The organism is Inquilinus limosus (assembly GCF_002195995.1).
GTDB lineage: Bacteria > Pseudomonadota > Alphaproteobacteria > DSM-16000 > Inquilinaceae > Inquilinus > Inquilinus limosus_C.
Genome location: NZ_NHON01000071.1, coordinates 1 through 22,159 on the forward strand (window position 1 = coordinate 1; position 22,159 = coordinate 22,159).

Genomic DNA, 22,159 nt, shown 5'->3' on the forward strand with positions numbered 1-22,159 from the left:
GAAGAACCGCGCCCGGACGATGGCCGCCGGGCCCTACGCCTCGCCGCCGCGGCGCTGCTCGCGGTGATCGGCGGCGGCTGGGGCGCCCTGCGGGTGATCGACCGCCTCGAGGACCGCGTGGCCCGGATCGAGACGGCCGAGCAGCTGCGGCTGGCGGCGCAGCAGGCGGTCGAGGCGCAGCGGGCCGCGGTGCTGGAGCAGGCGCCGAACGGGGTCGAGACGCCGTGGCGCGCCGGGGCGTCGACCGGCCGGGTGCGCCCGGTCTCGACCTTCATCGACGCCTCCGGCCGCTTCTGCCGCGAATTCGTCGAGGCGGTCGAGGGCCCGGACGGCTCGCGCAGCGGCGGCGGCATCGCCTGCCGCGTCGGCCAGCGCGACTGGCGCATCTGGTGGCCCGACGGCAAGGACGGCGGCCAGGCGCTCTAGCCCGGCCGCCTCACAGTCAGTTCCCGACCGGCCGGGCGTCCGACACGAAGGGGCGGTACTGGAACAGCCAGGTCTCCGACGCCACCTGGTCGCCGACCTTCAGGAACAGCCGCATCTCGACCGGGTCGTCGCCGTCGACCGCCAGGTCGAACTGGACGCGCCAATGGCCCGGCACGTCGTCCGGCACCGCCTCCATCAGCGTGTAGGCGGAGAAGGTGCCGCGCGAGGCCCAGAACACCGGCTCCGGCTTCGCCCCGAAGGGCAGGTCGGCCAGCGGGCCGCCGAGGAACTCGACCATGAACTTGCGCACCCCTTCCGGGCGCGGCTGGCCGGGCTGGCCGCCGCGGCCGAGCCGCGTCGCCACCACCCGGGCCAGGTCGGTCGGATAGGGCTCGTCCGCCAGCCAGTGGATGCGGTAGGCGAAGGGCAGCTCGTCGCCGGCCTTGGTCGGCGCCTCCGGGTGCCAGTAGGCGACGATGTTGTCGTGGATCTCGTCGTCGGTCGGCAACTCGACCAGCTGGACCTGGCCTTTGCCCCAATCACTGAGCGGCTCGACCCAGGCCGAGGGGCGCAGATGGTAGCGCACGCCGTCCTGGTAGTGGTCGAAGTTACGGTCGCGCTGCAGCAGGCCGAAGCCCTTCGGCGACTGGTCGGAGAAGCTGGAGACCACGATCCGCGCCGGGTTGTTCAGCGGCCGCCAGATATGCTCGCCGCTGCCGGTCCACATCGCCAGCCCGTCGCTGTCATGCACCTCCGGCCGCCAGTCGATCGCGGTCTTCTTCACGGTCTCGGAGTACCAGAACATCGAGGTCAGCGGCGCCACGCCCAGCCGCTCGACCGGCTGGCGCAGGAACAGCGTGGTCTCGACATCCATCACCACGCCGGCGGTGCGGCGCATCAGGAAGCGGTAGGCGCCGGTCAGGCTGGGCCCGTCCAGCAGGGCGTAGACCGTCACCGCGTCGGCGTCGGAATTCGCCGGCTCGAACCAGTAGCCGATGAAGTCCGGGAACTCCTCCGGCCCGCCCGAACCCGGGGTGATGGTGATGCCGCGCGCCGACAGGCCGACCTGGCCGAGCTCCCCCTTGGCGCGGAAATAGGAGGCGCCGAGGAACGCCACCCACGGCTCCTCGGTCTTCCAGTCGCCCTTGTCCTTGGCCTCCTGGATCCAGAAGCCGGCGAAGGCCGAGGGCTCCGGCGCCAGCTTGGCCGCCGGGCTGTCCGGGCCGACGGTGAAATACTGCGGGTCGTACATGATCTCGCGCGCCGTGCCGGCGGCGGGGTCGACCGCATGCATCTTCACGGTCTTCGGGAAGAAGCGGCCGACATGCTGGAAGGTGACCGGATAGGCGCCGGGCTGGCCGTCGCCGTAGAGGGCGTAGTCCGGCTTGTACTTGAGCTTGCCATGGGCGTCGTAGTCGATCGACTCCACGATCGCCGGGTCCGGCCGCGGCGGCGAGGCGTAGGGCCCGGCGGCCATCGTCCGGGCGCGGTTCTTCAGCGCGTCGTAGGAGAACGGCCCGGCGTCGCCGTAGCGCAGCCCGGCCGGCGGCGCGGCCAGGGCCGAGGCGCCCCCGAACATCCCGAACATCTGGGTGGCGGCGGCCAGCTTCAGCAGGGTACGGCGGTCGAGCATGTCGGTCCTTTCGCTGCGGCCTCCGGACGGCCGGGGCGTCCCGCCTTCCTTACCAAGCCGGAGGACGGGAAGCCAAGCCCGGCCTGGTGCCGGCCCTTTCCAAGACGGCCGCCCGCGGCGTAGATCACGGGACCGCATGGAGGATCCGATGGACAGCCGCCTCGACCGCATGATCGCCCGCCTCACCACCCAGCGCCGGGCGCTGGACCGGGCGGCGGCGGAGATCCACGGCCTGCCCGGCCCGGTGCTGGAGATCGGCCTGGGCAAGGGCCGCACCTTCAGCCATCTGCGCAAGCTGTTCCCGGACCGCGCGATCATCGCCTTCGACCGCGACCTGCACGCGCCGGCGGATGCCGCTCCGGCCGGCGCCGACCTGGTGCTGGGCGATTTCCGCGAGTCCCTGCCCGCTTTGTCCGGCCGCGCGCCCGCTGCCCTCGCCCATGCCGATTTCGGCAGCGAGGACAAGGCGCGCGACGCCGCCCAGGCCGGCTGGCTGGCAGAGCTGATCGACCGGCTGATGGCGCCAGGCGGCCTCGTGGTCAGCGACCGGGCGATGCAGGCGCCGCGCTGGACCGCCCTGCCCTTCGACACGCCGGACTGGCCGTATTTCATTTGGCGGGTGGGCTGAGGCGGCCCCGCCCCTTCGCATCCGCAACACATTGCCGCACTGCAACACACCCATGCCGGATCAGGGGTGGTCCCGGCGGGTCCTGTCCTATCTTGTATACGGAATGCACGGGTCACCCGAGCAAGACGTGAGAGAGTGATGAGCAAGGCACGCCGGGCTAAGCCCGACTGGTTCATGATCGCCCTTCCCCTCGTCGCCCTCGCGGCGTGTCTCTGGCCCACACCGGGCGTCACGGGCGGCCCCCTCCACTGGGACTGGATCTCCACCTACGGCGTCTCCGTCGTCTTCTTCCTCTACGGCCTGACCCTGGCGCCGGAGAAGATGCGGGCGGGCGCGTCGCATTGGCGGCTGCACCTGCTGGCCACCGCCGGCACCTTCATCCTGTTCCCGGCCCTGGTGCTGGGCGCCGGCGCGATCGGCAAGGGCTGGATCGAGCCCGGCCTGCTGCTGGGCTTCTTCTTCCTCGCCGTGCTGCCCTCGACCATCTCCTCCTCGGTGGCGATGACCTCGCTGGCCCGCGGCAACCTGCCCGCCTCGATCTTCAACGCCACCCTGTCCAGCCTGATCGGCGTGCTGATCACGCCGCTGATGATGGCCTGGTACACCCACAGCCAGGGCGCCCAGATGCCGCTCGGCCCGGTGCTCTTGAAGGTGGCGCTGCTGGTCGTACTGCCGATCGTGCTCGGCCAGCTGGTGCGGCCGCTGCTCGCCGCCTGGGCCACCCGGCACTATGCCCGGATCAAGATGGCCGACCGGGTGATCATCCTGGCGATCGTCTACGGCTCCTTCGCCGATTCCATGGCGTCGGGCATCTGGTCGCAGCAGGACCCGATCGTGCTGGTCGAGATCGTGGTCGGCGTGGTGCTGCTGTTCGGCATCGCCTTCTCGGTGATGTGGGGCGTCTGCCGCCTGGTCGGCTTCGACCTGCCGGACACCATCGCCGCCACCTTCTGCGGCTCGAAGAAGTCGCTGGCGACCGGCGTGCCGCTGGCCCGGCTGATGTTCGGCGCCACGCCGCAGCTCGGCCTGGTGCTGGCGCCGGTGATGGTGTTCCACTTCTTCCAGCTGATGGCGGTCAGCGTCATCGCCGGCCGCCTCGCCGCCCGCCCGATGACCGATGCCGAGGTGCACGAGGCCAACCGGAACAAGAGCGAGACGCCGGCGCGCGGCCAGGCGGCCAAGGCGGCCTGACGCTCCAGCTTTAGGACTTGTTACCTCCCCCTCTCCATGTCAGCCTTCCGGCATTGTCCGACATGGAGGGGAAATTATGTCCCAGCTCAGCCGCCGCTCATTCCTGCTCGCCGCCGGCACGGCCGCCGCCGGCGCCGTCTGGCTGCGGTCCGGCCTCGCCGCCGCCGCGACCATCACGCCGGGCGACGCCGACGTGCTGCTGGTCATCGACGTCCAGAACTGCTTCCTGCCGGGCGGCAGCCTGGCGGTCGCCGACGGCGACAAGGTGGTGCCGGTGATCAACGCCCTGGCGACGCGCTTTCCCAACATCGTCGCGACCCAGGACTGGCACACGCCGGGCCATGTCTCCTTCGCCTCGGCCCATCCCGGCGCCAAGCCCTACGACACGATCAAGCTGCCCTATGGCGACCAGGTGCTGTGGCCCGACCATTGCGTCCAGGGCACCGGGGGCGCGGACCTGTCGGCCAATCTGAAGCTGCCGACGGCGGAGCTGGTGATCCGTAAGGGCTACCATCCGCAGGTCGACAGCTACTCCGCCTTCAACGAGGCCGACGGCACGCCCACCGGCCTGGCCGGGTATCTGAAGGAGCGCGGCATCCGCCGGGTCTTCGCGGTCGGCGTCGCCACCGATTTCTGCGTCTGCTACAGCGCCATCGACGCCCGCAAGGCGGGGTTCGAAGCCTTCGTCGTCGACGACGCCTGCCGCGGCATCGACACCGGGGGGTCGCTGGCCAGGGCCTGGACCGCGATGACCGCTGCCGGGGTGAAGAAGATCGTCTCGGCGGATATCGGCTGAAACGGCAGGCCTTCCCCTTCCTGTCATTGCCGGGCTTGACCCGGCAATCCAGGGGCTGCCAAGAGCTGTTCCTGAAAGCCCCTGGATCCTCGGGTCAAGCCCGAGGATGACAGGTCAGGGGGCGCCGCCCCTGCTGCTAGATCCCCTTCACCAGCCCGCCATCGACCAGCAGGTTCTGGCCGGTGATGTAGCCGGCCTCGTCGGACAGCAGGAAGGCGGTGGTGGCGGCGATCTCCTCGACCGTGCCGAAGCGCCGGGACGGGATCTGGGCGATCAGCTCCGGCGTATCCGGATAGCTGTCGATGAAGCCGGGCAGCACGCTGTTCATGCGGATGCCGGCGGCGGCGTAGCGGTCGGCGTAGAGCTTGGTGAAGGCCGACAGCCCGGCCCGCAGCACCGAGGAGATCGGGTAGGCCGCGCCGGGCTGCACCGCGCCGAAGGCCGAGATGTTGACGATGGCGCCCTTCCCCGCCTGCTCCATCGCCGGCGTCACCAGCCGCGCCAGCCGCACGACATTGACCAGCACCATGTCGAGGCCGAGATGCCAGTCGGCGTCCGGGATCGCCAGGATGTCGCCCTTCGGCGGATGGCCGGTGTTGTTGACCACCGCGTCGATCCGGCCGTAGCGGTCAAGCGTGGCGTCGACCAGGCGCTGCAGATCCGCCGGCTCGGTGACCGAGCCGCGCACGGCCAGGCCGCCCAGCTCGCCCGCCAGGGTCGCCACCGCGTCCGAGGTCGCGAACAGCGCCAGCCTGTAGCCGCGCCGCGCCAGCTCGCGGGCGATCGCGGCGCCCATGCCCTTGCTGGCGGCGGTGACGATCGCCACCCGTTCGGTCGTGCCCATGCTTCGTTCTCCTTGTCGCGTGCTTGACAGATGCACCCGCCGGGCCGAAGGGACAAACGGGAAGTTCTTCACCCAGGCTGCAGGAAAACTACATGCTTGCCGACCGGCTGCCGCCGCTGAACGGCCTGCGCGCCTTCCGCGCCGCGGCCCGCCATCTGAGCTTCCGGGCGGCGGCCGAGGCGCTGAACGTGACCCAGAGCGCGGTGGCCCAGCAGGTGCGCGGGCTGGAGCAGGCGCTGGGCGCCCCGCTGTTCGAGCGTCATGCCCGCGGCCTGGCCCTGACCCCGGCCGGCGAGACACTGCTGCCGTCGGTCGAGCAGGCCTTCCGCCTGATCGCCGACGCCGCCGAGCGCATCGTGCAGCAGGCGGAGGTGCTGACGGTCAGCGCCACGCCCAGCTTCGTGTCGCGCTGGCTGGTGCCGCGGCTGGACGGCTTCACCCGCCGCCATCCCGGCATCGATGTCCGCCTCTCCGCCTCCAACGACCTGGTCGATTTCCGCCGCGACGGCGTCGACATCGCCATCCGCTACGGCACCGGGATCGATGCCGGGCTGGCGGCGCAGCTGCTGTTCCCGGCCGACCCGGTGGCGGTGTGCGCCCCGGCGCTGTGCCGGGCCGACGGCGGACTCGACCCGGCCGATCTCGGCACCCGCGTGCCGCTGCTGCACGATTCCCACTTCCTGTGGGGCGAATGGTACCGCGCCGCCGGCCGCGACGAGGGCGAGGCCCGGCGCGGCGTCCGATTCAGCCACACCCTGCACGCGATCGAGGCGGCGCTGCTGGGCCAGGGCATCGCCCTGGTTCCCCGGCCGCTGGTCGAACGCGAGCTGCGGGCCGGCCAGCTGGCGGCGCCCTCGCTCGGCATCACCCTGCCGCCCGCCCGCGGCTTCCACATCGTCGCCCCGCCGGAGCTGTGGGACAGCCGCAAGGTCGCGGCGATGCGGCTGTGGCTGCTGTCGGAGGCCGGATAGGCGCTTGTGCCGGGCCGGACTCCGATACGATCATCCTGGAAGATGACGGGGAGCGGTCATGACCATCGACACATCGGGGAAATACTGGGTCGGCACGCACCCGCTGGACCTGAAGGCCTATCTGCGGGCCTTTGCCGAGGGCGTCACGATTTCGGCCTTCCGCCTGGCGCAATGCCCATGCTCATCGACCGAGTTCAAGGTGGACGCCGATGCCGATGAAGGCTGCGTGCGGCGCATCTGCGTGCAGTGCTCGACCGCGCATTTCGTCTGCGACAGCGAAGAGTATCTGGCAGACGCGGACCTGAAGCCGTGGCGCTGCAAATGCCGGTCCGACCAGGCGAATGTCGGCGTCGGCTTCTCGTTGCACGACAATGGTGACGTGCGCTGGCTCTATGTCGGGCTCCGATGCCGCAAATGCGGCACGCTCGGCTGCATCGCCGATTGGAAGGTGCAGTACGGGCCATCGGCCCATCTGCCGGACGCGGCTTGACGACGCGTCGCGCGATCGGCTTGCCGCGCTCCGCGCTTTCCGACAAGAAGGGCTGATGCGGATCCTTCTGGTCGAAGACAATCCCGATCTCGGGGAGGCGGTGGAGAACCGGCTGCGCAAATCCGGCCATTCCGTCGAATGGGTGCGCGACGGGCTCGAGGCCGTCGAGGCCGCCGGGCACGATGCCTTCGATGCCGTGCTGCTGGACATCATGCTGCCGGGCCAGGACGGCTTCGCCGTGCTGCGCGACCTGCGCCGCCGGGGCGTCGACGCTCCCGTCCTGGTGGTCACCGCCCGGTCCGAGATCGACGACAAGGTCGGCATCCTCGACCTCGGCGCCGACGACTACCTGGTCAAGCCCTTCGACCTGCGCGAGCTCGAGGCGCGGCTGCGCGCCCTGCTGCGCCGCCCGGCCGGCCAGACCAGCAGCACCGTTTCGCATGGCAATGTCACGCTCGACCTGGCCGGCCAGGCGGTGACCGTCGCCGGCCAGCATGTCGAGTTCGGCCGGCGCGAGTTCCGCCTGCTGGAGATCCTGCTGGCCCGCGCCGGCCAGGTCGCGGCCAAGGACCGGCTGATGACCCAGCTGTTCGGCGACGAGGCCGATGTCTCGGTCAATGCGCTGGAGCTGCTGGTCTCGCGCGTCCGCCGCAAGCTGGAGGGCGCCGACATCGACATCGTCACCCTGCGCGGCACCGGCTACCGGGTGCAGCCGCGCGGACACCGAGAGTGACCGCCAAGGCCGGCCGCGCCTCGATCCGGCGGCGCATGCTGGCGCTGACCGTGCTGGCGCTGCTGCTGACCGGCATCGGCCTGGTCGCCCTGATCCGCGACTATGCCCGTGGCGCCTCGGACAGCGCCTTCGACCGGCTGCTCGCCGCCTCGGCCTTCACCATCGCCGGCGCGGTGCAGATCGAGGACGGCGCGGTGACGGTCGAACTGCCCACCGCCTCGCTGGCGATGCTCGACTTCTCCGATGACGACCGGGTGTTCTACGAGGTGGCGGCCCCGGACGGCGCCTTCGTCACCGGCTATCGCGACCTCGGCGCCGGGCTGCCGCCGGCCGCCTCGGCCACGCCCGGCTTCACCGAGGGCAGCTATCACGGCGAGGCGGTGCGGATCGCCACCGTCGGCCGGCTGGTCTTCGTCGAGGGCAAGGCCGGCTGGGCCACGATCCGCGTCGCCGAGACCCGCGGCGCCCGCGCCGCCCTGGCGTCGGAGATCCTGGGCCAGGCCGCCCTGCCCCTCGCCGCCCTCGGCCTGGTCGCGCTCGGCCTGGTCTGGTTCGGCATCCGCTACGCCTTCGCGCCGCTGGTGGTGATGGAGCGCGAGCTGCGGCGCCGCGCGCCGGAGGACCTGTCGCCGGTGCAGGTGCCGGTGCCGGTCGAGGTGCAGCAGCTGGCCGGGGCGCTGAACGACTTCATCGGCCGGCTGCGCAGCGTGATGGAGCGGGTCAGCGGCCTGGTCGCCGACGCCGCCCACCAGGTGCGCACGCCGCTGGCCTCGCTGCGCGCCCAGGCCGAGGTCGCGGTCGACGAGGAGGATCCCGCCCGGCTGCGCGACCGCGTCGTCCGCATCCACCAGAACGCGGTCCAGGCCAGCCATCTGGTCAACCAGCTGCTGATGGACGCCACTGTGCGCCACCGGCTGGAGGCGCGCGAGGCGACGGTCGTGGCGCTGGACGCCATCGTCGAGGATGTGCGCCAGCGCCTGGAATTCGAGGAGGCCGGAAGGCTCGCCGTGGCGCTGGCACCGGAGGCCGCGCGGGCGGAGATCAGCGGCGACCGCGTCGCCCTGCGCGAGATGCTGTGGAACCTGGTGCACAACGCCCTGACCCATGCGCCGGGCGGCGCGGTCGAAATCGAGGCGGCGGTCGAGCGCGGCCGGGCCGTGCTGCGCGTCTCCGACCGCGGCCCGGGCATCCCGGAGGCCGAGAAGGCGCTGGTGCTGGAGCGCTTCACCCGCGGCGAGAGCAGCCGCGACCGGCCGGGATCCGGCCTGGGCCTGTCGATCGTCCGCACCGTGGCCGAGGCCCATGGCGGCACCCTGGCCCTGCTGGACCGGCCGGGCGGCGGGCTGCGGGTCGAGGTCTCGCTGCCCGTCGTGGAGGCAGCGCGGCGGCGACCGCCAGGCCCCGCTGTGGCGCTGCTGCTGGCCGCGGCGCTGCTGGCCACGACGGTCGCACCCGTGCGGGCCGCGCCGGGCACCACCGTCTACCCCGCCCCGGCCGGCGGCGAGCGGACGCTGACCATCCTCGGCGCCACCGACACCCCGCTCTTCGCCCGCTTCATCGCCGATTTCCAGGCGCAGCGGCCGGATGTCCGGGTGGTGTACGAGGAGACCGACACGCTGCCGATGTACCAGGCGGCGTCGAGCGGCCGGCTGTCGCCGGTGCCGGACCTGATGATCAGCTCCGCCCCCGACCTGCAGGTGAAGCTGGCCAATGACGGCTTCGCCCAGGCCTATGCCTCGCCCTGGCTCGACCGGCTGCCGCATTGGGCGCAGTGGCGGGGCGAGGCGATCGGCTTCACCTTCGAGCCGGCGGTGATCGCCTACAACCCCGACCTCCTGTCCGAGGCCGAGGCGCCGCGGTCGCATGCCGAGCTGATCGCGCTGCTGGAGGCGCAGCCGGAGCGGTTCCGCGGCCGGGTCGCCACCTACGACATCGCGGTCAGCGGCATCGGCCACCTGCTGGCCAGCCAGGACGCGCTGATCTCCTCCAACTTCTGGCGCTTGGCCGCCGCCTTCGGCCGGGTCGACGCCAAGCTGAGCGGCAGCAGCCCGGAGATGCTGGACCGGATCGTCAGCGGCGAGCTGATCCTCGGTTACAACCTGCTCGGCTCCTACGCCTTCGCCCGGCAGGCGGCCGGGCTGCGGCTGGGCGTGGTGGTGCCGGAGGATTATGCGCTGGTGATGACCCGGGTGGCGCTGATCCCGCGCGGCGCGCCGGATGCCGAGCTGGCCCGCGCCTTCGTCGACTACCTGCTGTCGCCGCGCGGCCAGGCCCTGGCGGCCGGCGTCACCGGCCTCGGCGCGATCATGCCCGACATCTCCGGCCCCTGGAGTGCCGGCAGCATCGCCGGCAAGACCGAGGGCGCGCTGCAGCCGATCCCGCTGGGCCCGTCGCTGCTGGTGGCGCTGGACGAGCGGCGGCGCGAGCGCTTCCTGCAGACCTGGCGACGCCTGGTCTCCGACGGCACCGCCCCGATGACAGGACGCTGACAGGTTCGGCGCGTAGACTGATCCCTGGAACCGGGCCGATCGCGATGCCCGGGCGCAAGCAACAGGCCAGGGAGGTCCCGATGTCACCCGAGATGCGAGAACCCCGCGACCTGCGGCGGCCCGTCACCGTTCCATCGATCAGCAGCGGCCGATGAGCGACCATCCTGTGCGATGAGCGCAGGGGGCGCTATGCTTTCGGTCAAAACCAAACCGATAGGGGGAGGACACTCATGAAGACATTCGCGATCGCCGCGCTGGCGGCCGTCCTGGCGCTGCCGCTGGCGGCCCGGGCCGAAGACTACACCATCATCGCGCCGGCCGCGCCCGGCGGCGGCTGGGACCAGACCGCGCGGTCGATGCAGGCGGCGCTGCAGACCGAGGGCATCTCGCGCAGCATCCAGGTCGTCAACGTGCCCGGCGCCGCCGGCACGGTCGGCCTGGCCCAGTTCGTCAGCCAGAACAAGGGCGACCCGAAGGCCCTGATCGTCGGCGGCTATGTCATGGTCGGCGGCATCATTACCAACAAGTCGCCGGTGACCCTGGCCGACGTCACCCCGATCGCCCGCCTGACCGGCGAGTATGAGGCGATCGTCGTGCCGAAGGATTCGCCGGTGAAGACCGTGCAGGACCTGGTGGCGGCGCTGAAGAAGGACCCGGGCGGCGTGACCTGGGCCGGCGGCTCGGCCGGCGGCACCGACCACATCGCCGTCGGCCTCGTGGCCAAGGCGGCCGGGGTGGACCCGACCGAGATCAATTACATCGCCTATTCCGGCGGCGGCGAGGCCCTGGCGGCGGTGCTGAGCGGCCAGGTGACGGCCGGCATCTCCAGCTATGGCGAGTTCGAGGCCCAGGTGAAGGCCGGCGCCCTGCGCGTCCTGGCCGTGTCCAGCGAGGCGCGGATCGATGGCGTCGACGCCCCGACGCTCAAGGAATCCGGGCTCGACGTCGTGGTGCAGAACTGGCGCATGGTCGCGGCCGCGCCGGGGCTGAGCGCGGAGCAGAAGGCCGCCGTCGCCGCCGACATCGAGAAGCTGGCCAAGTCGAAGACCTGGCAGGATACGCTGAAGACCAAAGGCTGGATCGACACCTACCTGGCCGGCGACGCGTTCGACAAGCAGCTGGCCGCCGATATCGGCACCACCCAGCAGATCCTCAAGGATATCGGTCTGGCCGAATGAGCATCGCCCCGGAACACACCACCAAACGTCGGCCGGACTGGCCGGTCCTGGGGATCGCCGCGGCCCTGGCTGTCGTCGCCGTGGTGCTGTTCTGGGACGCCAGCCTGCTCAATGTCAGGGGGTTCGCGGCGCGCTTCGGCCCCGCGATCTTCCCCCGCCTGATCGGCGGGATGCTGCTGATCCTGGCGGTGTGGACGGCGATAGACGCCTGGCGCGGCAACCCGCCGCCACGCGAGAAGGACGACCTGCCGCCGATCGCCTGGATCGTCGGTGGGCTCGCCGCCCAGATGCTGCTGCTGACCACGGCCGGATTCTCGATCGCGACCGGGCTCCTGTTCGCCGCGACCGTCCGGGGCTTCGGCCGCGGCCCCTTATGGAAGACCATCCCGATCGGCATCGTCTTCGCCTTCGTGGTCTGGTTCATCTTCAGCAAGGGGCTGGACCTGACCCTGCCGGCAGGCCCGCTGGAAAAGCTGTTCTCGTGACCGAGGCCTGAGACGCATGGACACCTTCAGCTTCCTCGCCCAGGGCTTCGCCGTCGCCCTGCAGCCGACCAACCTGCTCTACGCCCTGATCGGCGTCACCCTCGGCACCGCGGTCGGGGTGCTGCCGGGCATCGGCCCCGCTTTGACCGTGGCGCTGCTGCTGCCGGTCACCTATTCGCTCGACCCAGGCGGGTCGCTGATCATGTTCGCCGGCATCTATTACGGCGGCATGTATGGCGGCTCGACCACCTCGATCCTGCTCAACACCCCGGGCGAGAGCGCTTCGATCATCACGGCGCTGGAGGGCAACAAGATGGCCCGCGCCGGCCGCGGCGGCCCCGCTTTGGCCACCGCCGCGATCGGGTCCTTCGTCGCCGGGCTGATCGCCACGGCGGGGCTGGCCTTCATCGCGCCCGAGATCGCCAAATTCGCCATCTCCTTCGGCGAGCCGGAGAAGTTCGCGCTGATCGTCCTGGCCTTCGTCACCGTCTCCGCCGCCTTCGGCGATTCGCCGATGCGCGGCCTGACCTCGCTGGCCATCGGTCTCGCCATCGGCCTGATCGGCCTGGACGAGCTCAGCGGCCGGGCCCGGCTGACCTTCGGCAGCCCGGAGCTGCTGGGCGGCATCGGCGTCACCATCCTGGCCGTCGCCCTGTTCGCCATCGGCGAATCCCTGTCGGTTGCCGGCGGCCAGGGGCGGACCGAGGAGCATGTCGAGGCGATCCGTGGCTCGATCTGGATGAGCAGGTCGGACTGGAAGCGGTCGTGGAAGCCCTGGCTGCGCGGCACCCTGTTCGGCTTCCCGATCGGGGCGATGCCCGCCGGCGGCGCCGAGATCCCGACCTTCCTGTCCTATGCCACCGAGAAGAAGCTGTCGCAGCACCCGGAGGAGTTCGGCCACGGCGCCATCGAGGGCGTGGCGGGGCCGGAGGCGGCGAACAACGCCTCGGCCGCCGGCACGCTGGTGCCGCTGCTGACGCTGGGCCTGCCGACCTCGGCGACGGCTGCGATCATGCTGGCCGGGTTCCAGCAGTACAACATCCAGCCCGGCCCGCTGCTGTTCCAGAGCAATCCGGAGCTGGTCTGGGGCCTGATCGCCAGCCTGTTCGTCGCCAACGCCATGCTGCTGGTGCTGAACCTGCCGATGGTCGGGCTGTGGGTGCGGCTGCTGTCGATCCCGCGCCCCTGGCTCTACGGCGGCATCCTGGTCTTCGCCACGCTCGGCACGATCGGCTCCAACCCGTCGTCGTTCCAGCTCGGCCTGCTGCTGGCCTTCGGCCTGCTCGGCTACCTGCTGCGGCGCTTCCACTACCCGATCGCGCCGGTGGTGGTCGGCTTCATCCTGGGCCCGATGGCGGAGCTGCCGCTGCGCCGGGCGCTGCAGAACAGCCGCGGCGACCCGATGATCCTGGTCTCCTCGCCGATCTCGATCACGCTGCTGGCGATCACCGTGATCGTCGTGGTGGTGCCGATGGTGCTGCGCCAGATGGGCAAGGGCCGCGTCCTGGCCCAGCTGGCGGCCGAGGAGGACTGAGGCAGGGCCGGCCTATTTCGAAAGCTGCTGGGCGATCTCGCCGATGCGGGCCTCCGCATCGGTGACGACCCGGAACTCCACCCGCCGCGACCGGTCGGCATCCTCCCGGTCGCCCAGGCCCAGCACCGGCCGGCTCGAGGACATGCCGACGGCGACGAGAGTGTGCCTGGCCCAGCCCTCGACCGGCGCGACGTCGCCCAGCCCCAGGCAGTATTCCAGCACCGAGCGCGTCCGCTCCTGGGACAGGCCCATATTGAGGAAATAGGCCTCCCGCGACGAGGTGTTCTGCCGCCATTCGGAGGAGGTGTGCCCCTCGATCCGGATCTCCGCGATGGTGTCGCGGCGCTGGTCCAGCAGCCGCAGGAAGCGGGGGCAGAAATCCGCCAGCGTTCCCTTGAAGGCCGGCGTCAGGGTGGCGCGGCCCTGGTCGAACAGCACGTCGGGAGCGAGGAAGCGGAACACCGACCCGTCGTCATCGATCTCGGCGTTCCAGCGCGACAGGTCCTTGCCGAACTCCGTCTCCAGCGCCTGCCCGATCCTGCGGTTCGAATCCTCCCAGGCGTCGGTGATGCCGCGGACCGTCTCTACCAGATCCGAGTTCTTCGCGATCCGGGCGATGTCGTCGGCGGTGATCTCGCCGTTCCGCGTCTTCGCCGCGATCCCCCGCACCAGCTCGACAAAGTTCTCGAGCTCCTTCCTGTCCATCCCGGCGGTGGCGTCGAGCAGCGGCCTGGCCTCCTCCTTCTCGGCCAGCAGCACCGCGATCCTCTCGTCCCGGCTGCGCACCTCCTGCTCGAGGACGGCGATGCGCTTGAGCACGTCCCGCACGCTGTCCTGCGACCCGGCGTCGACGAGCAGCCGCTGCATCTCCCGCAGCGCCGTCCGGTCACCGGCCTGGCGTGCCGCGAAAAGCGCCAGGGACAGGACCAGGACGAAGGACAGCAGCAGGAAGAACTCGGCCACGGTGAGGCCGAGGATCACCCCGCGCCGATAGGACCGGCGGTCCGACAGCGGCAGGCTCGGCCGGGACTGGTCATAGGTCATGGGCGCCGCCACCGGCCTCTGGGCGGCGCCGGCTCACCGCCGGTGCCGGCCTCCGCCTGCGTCCCCTGGTCGATCTGGGCCCCGAGCTCGCGCAGCGCTTCGGATTGCTGGGCCATCGTGTCCCGCAGCCGTCCCAGATCGGTCCGCAGCAGCGCCAGCTGGGTGACGAGGGTGCCGGATGCATCGACTGCCTGGCCGTGCACCCGGCCGGTCTCCTCGGCGAAACGCTCGGCCAGCGCGCCGGCGCGCCGGGACGAGTCGTCCAGGGCCTTGGTGAACGAGCCGGCGGACTTCCTCAGCTCGGCGGCGGAGGCGGAGAGCTGCTGGGCCAGCTCGTCGGCGCGGGACCGCAGCGCGTCCGTCGCCCGCCCGACATCCTCGGCCCCGCTCGCCAGCGGCGCCGCCAGGTCGGTCGACACCCGCTCCGCCACGGAACGGATCTCCGTTCCCAGCGTCTCGCCGTATTGGCGGAGGGCTTCGCCCTGCTGCCGGATCGTCAGCTCCGCCCCCTCTCGGAGGATCTGGGTCATCTCCGTCCGGAAGTCGTTGAACTGGACGATGATGTCCCGGAACTCGCCCTTCAGCCGCGTCGCGGCCTCGACCAGCTCGAGACGGGCCTCGCGCTCGACCTCCACCGGGTCGCGCCGGATCTGGCTGACCATGACCCGGAGGAAGATCCCCAGGATGGTGGACAGCAGGGCGATGCCGAAATTCGAGAGCAGATCCTCGATCAGCCTGTCGTCCTGCACGGACGCCACCTGATACAGCGCCATCCCCAGGCTGGTCAGGGTGTAGAGGAAGCCCAGATAGTAGACGTTGTCGGCGACGATATCCTCGCGGATCTGCGCGATCTGGATGCTCAGGCAGATCAGCACGTAGCCGAGCATGCACACCACGATGCCGAGGCTGATCAGCCATTGCCTGGCGTCGGTGAGCTTGAGGCCGACGATCAGCCCGGCCCCCAGCACGAAGGCGCCGCCGAACAGGATCTTGTCGGCCACGCCGGAGACCTGCGTCTGGAAGGCTCGGCGCGGCGGCGCCGACAGGCCGTGCGTCATCCGAATATCCTCACGATTCTTTCGATGCTGGCGCCGTCATCGGTGAAGAAGTCTGTCCAGAACGCGATGTGATCCGCGGTCTGGCGCCGCTCCTGGTTCGCCCGGCTGACATACAGGATCTCCACATCGACGCCCCGCAGATCGCTCTTCAGCGCGCGATAGGCGTCCGTCTTCGTGAAGTCGCCGAAGGTCTTGGTGCCGTTGTATTGCGAGAAGCTGCGGCTGTGCTGCAGCATGTCGGAGACCAGGACCAGGCGCTTCGGCAGCGGCTTCTTGTCGGGGTCGCCGAACTCGGCGACGGCCACGGACTGGACCGTCTCCATGATCGGGGAGGCGTCGCCCTGCCCCGCCGCGACCAGGCTGCCGAGCAGGTCCTGCAGCGGGGTGTCGAAGGCCTCGCGCCACCGCTTCTCCACCAGGGCGGGATTCGACGTCAGCTGGCTCAGCCCCTCCCCCCGGCCGGGATTGCACAGCGACAGCGAGGCCCGGGGCGGCTGCTCCGGCACCGGCCTGACGGGATAGATGGCGACCAGCCAGCCGCGCGGCAGCTCCTCGCGCAGGCCACGCAGCTTGTTGAGCACGTCGAGGCGCTGCACCGGCGACAGCGTGTCCGTCGTGTCGATCAGGACGGCCGCCACCCCGGCGGGGCCGCCGGACGGGCACAGCGTCACCGGGTCGATCTTCGGGTTGGCCTTCGCCGCCTCGATGTAGAGCCAGGCGCCGCCGGCGAAGAGGAGGCAGGCGGCCGCCGCGATCAGGCCGGCCTTCCACAGGCCGCCCGACTCCGATGCGCTACCCCTTCTCCGCGGGCGACGGCGTCTCGCGACCATCACTCAATCCCCTGGCAAACCGGCCGATCCGCTCATATTCGCTGAACGCGGTCTCGAATTCCCCCAGCAGCTCCGACGTCCGCTCCGACAGGACGGCGTCGGCCCGCTCGGTGAGCTTCCCCAGCTCGGCCCGGCGGACGGAGGCCTCGGCTTCGCCGGCCACCGGCAGGATCGTCGAGAGTGCGACGGGCCTCGTGAAATATTCGGGCGGAGGAGAGGATCGGTGCCGGATATTGATCTCTCGGTACCGCCCGATCAGGGAATTGGCCGCCTGCTGGGTCTGCTCCAGGAACACCGGCAGGGCGAGCCGCAGATGATCCCGATAATCGGACGCCTGGAGGTAGTTCCTGATCCGCGAGGTGATATCCGCCCGCGCCGCCTTGATGGTGTCGAGCACGTCGTCCTTGGTGTCGCGCAGCTCGTCCAGCAGGCTTCCTTCTCATGGGCATAGTCGGCGATCGAGCGCTCCCACCGCCGCCACACATTGCCGAAGCCCGGATAGGGGTCATCCCAGCCATAGCCCTCGATCCAGGCCACCGTGGCGAAGGCGAAGCCCACCAGGACGAGGATCCAGGAGTTGAAGATCGTCAGGCCGAGCGGATCCGCCCAGAACTGGCCCGCCGCCTGCCGCGTCGCGGCCTCCCAGCCGACCAGGCCCGCGACCTCCCGGAAATGCGCGACGAAGAGGTTGAACCCGATCGCGAACACCAGGAAGGCGAGGAAGATGATGAGGCCGGCCAGCTTCCGGAACGGGTTCCGGTGATTGATCTGGACCGTCATCCGTCCGAACAGGAACGAGAAGAAGATGTTGATCGCCGCGATCGTGCAGGCGGTGAACACGCCGCCGATCAGGCCGAGCTCGTTCGACTCCATGAAGAAGCTGCCGTTGATGATCGATTCCGCGGCCAGCATCAGGAGGATCACCGCCCGCATGATGTGGTGCCTGACGGACGTCGGCTGATGGGCGGTCCGGTCCAGGCGATGGCGGCGGCGGAATGTCTCCAGCTCCTGGCGAAGCAGCTTCAGCCTTTCGCCCTGCAGGTAGAGATGATCCGTACCGACATGGACCCGCTCCCGCAGCGCCGACACCCCGTCCGAGATCGACATGTCGATCTCGGACACCTTTCCTTCGACATCCAGGCCGCTCATGCGGTCAGCATAGACCCGCATCTCGCTCTCATACGCGGATAATCCGACCCGCCGAACCTCCGATACTTCATCGATGATCTTGGCTTCTACAACATCCAGATCAGCACCATCGGTTATCGGCAAATTCTCCCTGCCCCTGCTCTCCGCCTCGCGCTCGAGGTTCAGCCGCCGGGCGATCGATTCACTGCTGATCGACGGGAATACGGTCGTCGTCGCGTCAATGTTGCTTGGCGCCAGATTCAAGACAGCCGTCAACGACTTCAGGGACGATCCCATAATCCGACTCAAATCTGCTCACCGTATGGATAGACATATCCCCTGTCGGGGACGACGCGTCAATCCGCCCCCGCGCCGAACACGAGCAGAAAGAGATCGCCGTCAGGGATGGCCTTTCCGTGGCGGATTGGCATGCTAGGTCCTTCCCCGTCGATCATCGGGACAGCAGCCATAGAGGTCGAGATGAAGCTGGCAGCCCTCTTCTGCGCTGTCCTCTGCGCCTTGCCGATCGCCGCGCCCGCCGGCGCCGGCGACAAGAAGGGGATCGCGATCGGCCAGAAGGACGCCGGCGCGGCCGGGACGATCCAGAAGCTGAACGCCCGCTGGTACTACACCTGGAACGCCGAGCCGATCGCGCAGGCGGGATCGGCGCAGTTCGTGCCGATGATCTGGTCGGACGGCGCGAATATGGACCGGCAGGTGGCCCGGCTCGGCCCGGACGCGAAGCCCTGCGCGCTGCTGGCCTTCAACGAACCGGACGGCAAGCGCCAGGCCGACATGTCGGTGGACGAGGCGGTCGGCGCCTGGGATCGGATCCGGCCCCTGGCCCGCCGCATCGGCAGCCCGGCCGCGGTCAACCCGCTCGGCCCCTGGTTCGAGGATTTCTCCCGGCGGATGGCGGATCAGGGCAAGGAGTACGATTTCGTCGCGGTCCACTGGTACGGCGCGCCGTCGGCCAAGAGCTTCCTGCGCAAGATCGACGACATCCACGCCGCCTACGGCAAGCCGATCTGGATCACCGAATTCGCCGTCTCGGACTGGGCGGCGCGGGACGGGCGGAAGAGCCGCTACAGCACCGCGGCGACCGAACGCTTCATGCGCACCGTGCTGCCGGAGCTGGAGCGCCGCCCCTATGTCGAGCGCTATGCCTGGATGGGCGCCGGCGCCTATCGCGAGGCGACCGTCAGCTCGCGGCTGGTCGACGACAGCGGCGCCCTGACCCCGCTCGGCCGGATCTATGCCGAGTTCGACGGCGACGCCGCCGGCTCGGTCACCGACGAGCCGGCCTGCGCCGCGGGGGAGTGACGCCCCCTACTCCACGCAGTCCAGCAGGTCGCCGAGCTGGCCGATGCGGCGCTGGATGGTGGCGGCGCGGCCGGCGACATAGCGCGACGGCCTGCCGGCCGACCAGCCGCGCGGGTTCGGCAGCACCGCGGCCAGCAGCGACGCCTCGCGCGCCGACAGCTGGGCCGCGCTCTTGCCGAAATAGGCTTGCGACGCCGCTTCCACCCCATAGATGCCGGGGCCGAGTTCGACCACGTTGAGATAGACCTCCATGATCCGGCGCTTCGGCCACAGCGCCTCGATCATCACCGTCAGATAGGCCTCGAAGCCCTTGCGCACGAAGGTGCGGCCGTCCCACAGGAAGACGTTCTTCGCCGTCTGGTTCGAGATGGTGCTGCCGCCGCGCAGCCGGCCGATGCCGGACTGGTAGCGGTCCCAGGCCTTCTGCATCGACTGCCAGTCGAAGCCGTCATGCCGGCAGAACAGGTTGTCCTCCGCCGCCACCGCCGCCTTGGCCATCACCGGCGCGATATTGCTCCACGACACCCAGTCGCGATGCCACCCCTCGCCCTCGAACAGCCGCAGCACCATCAGCGGCGTCGCCGGCACCGGCAGCACGCGGTAGACCACGGTCAGCGCCAGCGGCGCCAGGAACAGGACGGCGAACAGGCCCCACAGGATCTTCGACCACCAGCGTCGCCGGCCCCACCAGCGGCCCAGAGCGCCCGGCAAGGCGAGACGCGGCAAAGGCAGGCGCGGCAGCCGCCAGCGGGACGCCGCCCGGCTCGACGCCCGCCGCGCCATCTCAGCGCAGCCAGCGATGCAGCCGCGCCGCCGCCTCTTCCATCTCCTCGGTCGCGCCGGCGAAGGAGAAGCGCATGGTGGCGTGGCCGCGCACCGGGTCGAAATCGACGCCCGGCGTCGCCGCCACCCCGGTCTCCGCCAGCATGCGGCGGCAGAACTCGACGCTGTCGTTGGTCAGGTGGCCGATCTCGGCATAGAGGTAGAAGGCGCCATCGGCCGGGGCCAGCCGGTCGAAGCCGGCGCGGGGCAGCGAGTCCAGCAGCAGGCTGCGGTTGCGGGCGTAGCGGGCGACGTTGCGGTCCAGCTCCTCGCCGCAATCGAAGGCGGCGACGGCCGCGTATTGCGACAGGGTCGGCGGCGAGATGTAGAGGTTCTGCGCCAGGCATTCGACCGGCCGCAGCAGGTCCTCCGGCAGCACCAGCCAACCCAGGCGCCAGCCGGTCATCGAATAGTATTTCGAGAAGCTGTTGACGATGATGGCGCTGCCGCTGGTCTGCAGCGCCGTCGCCGTGCCCATGCCGTAGGTGATGCCGTGATAGATCTCGTCCGAGACGAGGCGGATCGACTTGGCCTCGCAATAGGCGGTCAGCTCGGCCAGCGCCTCGGGCGACAGCATGGTGCCGGTCGGGTTGGCCGGGCTGGCGATGATCAGCCCGTCCAGCTTGCCGCCGAACCTCTCCAGCAGCTCCGGCGTCGGCTGGTAGCGGGTGTCCGGCCCGGCCGGGATCTCCACCGCCTCGATGCCCAGCGCCGTCAGGATGTTGCGGTAGGCCGGATAGCCCGGCGCCGCCAGCGCCACCCGGTCGCCGACATCGAAGGCGGCCAGGAAGGCCAGCAGGAAGGCGCCGGACGAGCCGGTGGTGACGACCACCTGCTCCGGCTTCACCGCGGTGCCGTAGGCTCGCCCGTAATGCGACGCGATGGCCTGGCGCAGCGGCGGGATGCCCAGCGCCACGGTGTAGCCGATCTTGTCCTGGGTCAGCGCCGCCTGCGCCGCCGCCAGCACGCCGGCCGGCGCCGGGGTCGAGGGCTGGCCGACCTCGAGATGCAGCACGTCGCCATGGCTCTTCTCGCGCGCGGCGGCGGCGGTCATCACATCCATGACGATGAAGGGCGGGACCTGGCCGCGGCGGGAGATCTTCATGGCGTCGGCACTTCCGAGACGGGCATTGCGCCACCGGGTCGACACAGTCGGCCTCTAGCGTGATGATCCAGCCGGGCGGATCGCCGGCACGGAGGGAGCGGAGCGTTGGGACGGATCATTCGGATCTTGGTGCTGGCCCTGGCGACGGTCATCGTCGGGCCCCTCGCGGCGGCCCAGGCGCAACGCATTCCGGTGGTCCGCGACGCCGAGATCGAAACTAGCATCCACAAGATGCTGACGCCAATCTTCCGGGCCGCCGGGCTGAACCCGGGGGCGGTCAGCATCTTCCTGGTCAATGACGACGACGTGAACGCCTTCGTCGCCGGCGGCCAGAACATCTTCGTCTATGCGGGGCTGATCCTGGAGGCGCACAGCGCCGACGAGCTGATGGCCGTGCTGGCGCATGAGACCGGGCACATCGCCGGCGGCCATCTGGTGCGCGGCTCGGAGCAGATGGAGCGCAGCAGGCTGATCGCCACCATCGGCTCGCTGCTGGGCGCCGCCGCAGGCGCCGCGGCCGGGCGCGGCGACGCCGCCATGGCCGGCGCCGTCACCGCCCAGGACATGGTGCGGCAGAACATGGTCAACTTCACCCGCGGCATCGAGAGCTCGGCCGACCAGGCGGGGCTGCGCTTCCTGGCCCAGGCCGGCATCCCGGCCGATGGCATGCTCAGCTTCCTCAAGCGCATGCAGGATGCCGAGCTGGCGCATCCGAGCGGCTCGGAATACACCCGCACCCACCCGCTGACCGCCGACCGGATCGAGGCGGTGCAGGACGCGGTCGACAAGTCGCCGCTGCGCGGCGGCGCCATGCCGCCGGGCTATGACGACATGTTCGCGCGGATGCGGGCCAAGCTGTTCGGCTTCACCCAGCCCCAGGCGGTGGCGCGGGTCTATCCGCCAAGCGACACCGGCATCCCGGCGCAATATGCCCGGGCGGTCGCCGCCTACCGCAACAACTACTTCCCCGACGCGCTCGGCCGCACCGACGCGTTGATCAAGGCCGAGCCGCGCAACCCCTATTTCCTCGAGCTGCGCGGCCAGATCCTGCTGGAGACCGGGCGGCTGACCGAGGCCCGCCCCTATTACGAACGCGCCTTGGCGCTGCTGCCGGGCGAGCCGCTGCTGCTGATCCCGCTGGCGCAGACCAAGATCGACCGCGGCTCGGATACCGAGCTGCGCAGCGCCATCCGCGACCTGCAGCGCGCCAGCGTCGACCCGGAGAAGACGCCGCCGATCGTCTGGCGCCTGCTGGGCACCGCCTATGGCAAGGTCGGCGACATGGGCAATGCCGCGCTGGCCCTGGCCGAGGACAACCTCGCCCGCGGCGACAAGCCGAACGCGCGGGCCCAGGTCGACCGGGCGCTGCAGCTGCTACCGCGCGGCTCGCCCGGCTGGCGCCGGGCCCAGGACCTGCAGCGCGAGGCCGAGGACAAGCCCGGCTGAGACGG

At 70.5% G+C, this 22,159-nt stretch carries 22 protein-coding genes; 13 read left to right on the top strand and 9 right to left on the bottom strand.

All coding sequences use genetic code 11. From position 1 onward, the window contains the following. Positions 1–426, top strand: a 426-nt coding sequence (locus tag BWR60_RS37265; protein ID WP_088154743.1) for a hypothetical protein, incomplete at its 5' end; no start/stop codon positions are given. 16 nt (positions 427–442) lie between these two features. On the opposite strand, the gene BWR60_RS26775 is transcribed toward BWR60_RS37265, so the two are convergent. Next, complete coding sequence (locus BWR60_RS26775) at positions 443–2,059, bottom strand: glucan biosynthesis protein (protein ID WP_088154745.1); 1,617 nt, start codon at positions 2,057–2,059, stop codon at positions 443–445. A 148-nt stretch (positions 2,060–2,207) separates the two neighbouring features. Between BWR60_RS26775 and BWR60_RS26780 the strand changes: the two genes are divergently transcribed. From BWR60_RS26780 to pncA, 3 genes are all read left to right on the top strand, one after another. After that, the gene (locus BWR60_RS26780) at positions 2,208–2,687 is read left to right on the top strand and encodes a class I SAM-dependent methyltransferase (protein ID WP_230983192.1); all 480 of its coding nucleotides are present in this window, start codon (positions 2,208–2,210) and stop codon (positions 2,685–2,687) included. A 138-nt stretch (positions 2,688–2,825) separates the two neighbouring features. Continuing rightward, positions 2,826–3,878 carry a bile acid:sodium symporter family protein gene (locus BWR60_RS26785; RefSeq protein WP_088154749.1) on the top strand — a complete coding sequence of 351 codons (1,053 nt, stop codon included), beginning with the start codon at positions 2,826–2,828 and terminating at the stop codon, positions 3,876–3,878. 76 nt (positions 3,879–3,954) lie between these two features. Further along, positions 3,955–4,674 carry a bifunctional nicotinamidase/pyrazinamidase gene (gene pncA, locus BWR60_RS26790; RefSeq protein WP_088154751.1) on the top strand — a complete coding sequence of 240 codons (720 nt, stop codon included), beginning with the start codon at positions 3,955–3,957 and terminating at the stop codon, positions 4,672–4,674. Positions 4,675–4,810: 136 nt separating this feature from the next. On the opposite strand, the gene BWR60_RS26795 is transcribed toward pncA, so the two are convergent. Further along, positions 4,811–5,518 carry an SDR family oxidoreductase gene (locus BWR60_RS26795; protein ID WP_088154753.1) on the bottom strand — a complete coding sequence of 236 codons (708 nt, stop codon included), beginning with the start codon at positions 5,516–5,518 and terminating at the stop codon, positions 4,811–4,813. Between the two features lie 92 nt (positions 5,519–5,610). On the opposite strand from BWR60_RS26795, the gene gcvA reads away from it, so the two are divergent. From gcvA to BWR60_RS26830, 7 genes are all read left to right on the top strand, one after another. Then, the gene (gene gcvA, locus BWR60_RS26800; RefSeq protein WP_088154755.1) at positions 5,611–6,489 is read left to right on the top strand and encodes a transcriptional regulator GcvA; all 879 of its coding nucleotides are present in this window, start codon (positions 5,611–5,613) and stop codon (positions 6,487–6,489) included. 58 nt (positions 6,490–6,547) lie between these two features. Beyond that, positions 6,548–6,979, top strand: coding sequence for a hypothetical protein (locus tag BWR60_RS26805; RefSeq protein WP_088154757.1), 432 nt, complete (start codon positions 6,548–6,550; stop codon positions 6,977–6,979). Between the two features lie 55 nt (positions 6,980–7,034). Further along, positions 7,035–7,712 (top strand): response regulator transcription factor, encoded by a 678-nt coding sequence (locus BWR60_RS26810; RefSeq protein ID WP_088154759.1) that lies wholly within the window; start codon positions 7,035–7,037, stop codon positions 7,710–7,712. Then, positions 7,709–10,201: a sensor histidine kinase gene (locus BWR60_RS26815; RefSeq protein ID WP_218823702.1), complete on the top strand. Its 2,493-nt coding sequence runs from the start codon at positions 7,709–7,711 to the stop codon at positions 10,199–10,201. The genes BWR60_RS26810 and BWR60_RS26815 overlap by 4 nt, the downstream gene beginning before the upstream one ends. A gap of 230 nt (positions 10,202–10,431) precedes the next feature. Then, positions 10,432–11,379, top strand: a complete 948-nt coding sequence (locus tag BWR60_RS26820; RefSeq protein ID WP_088154761.1) for a Bug family tripartite tricarboxylate transporter substrate binding protein — start codon at positions 10,432–10,434, stop codon at positions 11,377–11,379. After that, positions 11,376–11,864, top strand: a complete 489-nt coding sequence (locus BWR60_RS26825) for a tripartite tricarboxylate transporter TctB family protein (protein WP_088154763.1) — start codon at positions 11,376–11,378, stop codon at positions 11,862–11,864. The genes BWR60_RS26820 and BWR60_RS26825 overlap by 4 nt, the downstream gene beginning before the upstream one ends. Before the next feature lie 16 nt (positions 11,865–11,880). Next, complete coding sequence (locus BWR60_RS26830; RefSeq protein ID WP_088154765.1) at positions 11,881–13,398, top strand: tripartite tricarboxylate transporter permease; 1,518 nt, start codon at positions 11,881–11,883, stop codon at positions 13,396–13,398. A gap of 12 nt (positions 13,399–13,410) precedes the next feature. Here BWR60_RS26830 and BWR60_RS26835 read toward each other — a convergent pair whose 3' ends face one another. Genes BWR60_RS26835 through BWR60_RS26855 form a run of 5 tightly spaced genes read right to left on the bottom strand, consistent with a single transcriptional unit; the run spans position 13,411 to position 17,755 of the window. Continuing rightward, positions 13,411–14,442 carry an OmpA/MotB family protein gene (locus tag BWR60_RS26835; RefSeq protein WP_144445774.1) on the bottom strand — a complete coding sequence of 344 codons (1,032 nt, stop codon included), beginning with the start codon at positions 14,440–14,442 and terminating at the stop codon, positions 13,411–13,413. Further along, positions 14,439–15,500: a hypothetical protein gene (locus tag BWR60_RS26840; protein ID WP_088154769.1), complete on the bottom strand. Its 1,062-nt coding sequence runs from the start codon at positions 15,498–15,500 to the stop codon at positions 14,439–14,441. Before BWR60_RS26840 ends, BWR60_RS26835 begins: the two co-directional genes overlap by 4 nt. After that, a complete protein-coding gene (locus tag BWR60_RS26845; protein ID WP_088154771.1) occupies positions 15,497–16,330 on the bottom strand; it encodes a hypothetical protein in 834 nt (277 codons plus the stop codon). Before BWR60_RS26845 ends, BWR60_RS26840 begins: the two co-directional genes overlap by 4 nt. Next, positions 16,293–16,625 (bottom strand): hypothetical protein, encoded by a 333-nt coding sequence (locus tag BWR60_RS37270; RefSeq protein WP_088154773.1) that lies wholly within the window; start codon positions 16,623–16,625, stop codon positions 16,293–16,295. Before BWR60_RS37270 ends, BWR60_RS26845 begins: the two co-directional genes overlap by 38 nt. Then, positions 16,586–17,755 carry a tripartite tricarboxylate transporter permease gene (locus BWR60_RS26855; protein WP_144445775.1) on the bottom strand — a complete coding sequence of 390 codons (1,170 nt, stop codon included), beginning with the start codon at positions 17,753–17,755 and terminating at the stop codon, positions 16,586–16,588. The genes BWR60_RS37270 and BWR60_RS26855 overlap by 40 nt, the downstream gene beginning before the upstream one ends. A gap of 183 nt (positions 17,756–17,938) precedes the next feature. Between BWR60_RS26855 and BWR60_RS26860 the strand changes: the two genes are divergently transcribed. Continuing rightward, positions 17,939–18,781, top strand: coding sequence for a glycosyl hydrolase (locus BWR60_RS26860; protein WP_179221961.1), 843 nt, complete (start codon positions 17,939–17,941; stop codon positions 18,779–18,781). Between the two features lie 6 nt (positions 18,782–18,787). Here BWR60_RS26860 and mtgA read toward each other — a convergent pair whose 3' ends face one another. Next, positions 18,788–19,564: a monofunctional biosynthetic peptidoglycan transglycosylase gene (mtgA, locus tag BWR60_RS26865; protein WP_088154779.1), complete on the bottom strand. Its 777-nt coding sequence runs from the start codon at positions 19,562–19,564 to the stop codon at positions 18,788–18,790. A 1-nt stretch (position 19,565) separates the two neighbouring features. After that, the gene (locus BWR60_RS26870) at positions 19,566–20,708 is read right to left on the bottom strand and encodes an aminotransferase class I/II-fold pyridoxal phosphate-dependent enzyme (protein ID WP_088154781.1); all 1,143 of its coding nucleotides are present in this window, start codon (positions 20,706–20,708) and stop codon (positions 19,566–19,568) included. 105 nt (positions 20,709–20,813) lie between these two features. Here BWR60_RS26870 and BWR60_RS26875 point away from each other — a divergent pair, with 105 nt between their 5' ends. Continuing rightward, positions 20,814–22,154: a M48 family metalloprotease gene (locus tag BWR60_RS26875; protein WP_144445776.1), complete on the top strand. Its 1,341-nt coding sequence runs from the start codon at positions 20,814–20,816 to the stop codon at positions 22,152–22,154. Positions 22,155–22,159 lie beyond the last annotated feature (5 nt).

Excerpts from the sequence above, each read along its gene's own strand:
- BWR60_RS26840 (WP_088154769.1), bottom strand. The coding sequence starts at position 15,500 with ATGACGCACGGCCTGTCGGCGCCGCCGCGCCGAGCCTTCCAGACGCAG.
- BWR60_RS26870 (WP_088154781.1), bottom strand. The coding sequence starts at position 20,708 with ATGAAGATCTCCCGCCGCGGCCAGGTCCCGCCCTTCATCGTCATGGAT.
- BWR60_RS26775 (WP_088154745.1), bottom strand. The coding sequence starts at position 2,059 with ATGCTCGACCGCCGTACCCTGCTGAAGCTGGCCGCCGCCACCCAGATG.
- BWR60_RS26805 (WP_088154757.1), top strand. The coding sequence starts at position 6,548 with ATGACCATCGACACATCGGGGAAATACTGGGTCGGCACGCACCCGCTG.
- mtgA (WP_088154779.1), bottom strand. The coding sequence starts at position 19,564 with ATGGCGCGGCGGGCGTCGAGCCGGGCGGCGTCCCGCTGGCGGCTGCCG.
- gcvA (WP_088154755.1), top strand. The coding sequence starts at position 5,611 with ATGCTTGCCGACCGGCTGCCGCCGCTGAACGGCCTGCGCGCCTTCCGC.
- BWR60_RS26825 (WP_088154763.1), top strand. The coding sequence starts at position 11,376 with ATGAGCATCGCCCCGGAACACACCACCAAACGTCGGCCGGACTGGCCG.
- BWR60_RS26830 (WP_088154765.1), top strand. The coding sequence starts at position 11,881 with ATGGACACCTTCAGCTTCCTCGCCCAGGGCTTCGCCGTCGCCCTGCAG.
- BWR60_RS26860 (WP_179221961.1), top strand. The coding sequence starts at position 17,939 with ATGAAGCTGGCAGCCCTCTTCTGCGCTGTCCTCTGCGCCTTGCCGATC.
- BWR60_RS26820 (WP_088154761.1), top strand. The coding sequence starts at position 10,432 with ATGAAGACATTCGCGATCGCCGCGCTGGCGGCCGTCCTGGCGCTGCCG.
- BWR60_RS26785 (WP_088154749.1), top strand. The coding sequence starts at position 2,826 with ATGAGCAAGGCACGCCGGGCTAAGCCCGACTGGTTCATGATCGCCCTT.
- BWR60_RS26780 (WP_230983192.1), top strand. The coding sequence starts at position 2,208 with ATGGACAGCCGCCTCGACCGCATGATCGCCCGCCTCACCACCCAGCGC.
- BWR60_RS26810 (WP_088154759.1), top strand. The coding sequence starts at position 7,035 with ATGCGGATCCTTCTGGTCGAAGACAATCCCGATCTCGGGGAGGCGGTG.
- pncA (WP_088154751.1), top strand. The coding sequence starts at position 3,955 with ATGTCCCAGCTCAGCCGCCGCTCATTCCTGCTCGCCGCCGGCACGGCC.
- BWR60_RS26835 (WP_144445774.1), bottom strand. The coding sequence starts at position 14,442 with ATGACCTATGACCAGTCCCGGCCGAGCCTGCCGCTGTCGGACCGCCGG.
- BWR60_RS26795 (WP_088154753.1), bottom strand. The coding sequence starts at position 5,518 with ATGGGCACGACCGAACGGGTGGCGATCGTCACCGCCGCCAGCAAGGGC.
- BWR60_RS26845 (WP_088154771.1), bottom strand. The coding sequence starts at position 16,330 with ATGGTCGCGAGACGCCGTCGCCCGCGGAGAAGGGGTAGCGCATCGGAG.
- BWR60_RS26855 (WP_144445775.1), bottom strand. The coding sequence starts at position 17,755 with ATGGGATCGTCCCTGAAGTCGTTGACGGCTGTCTTGAATCTGGCGCCA.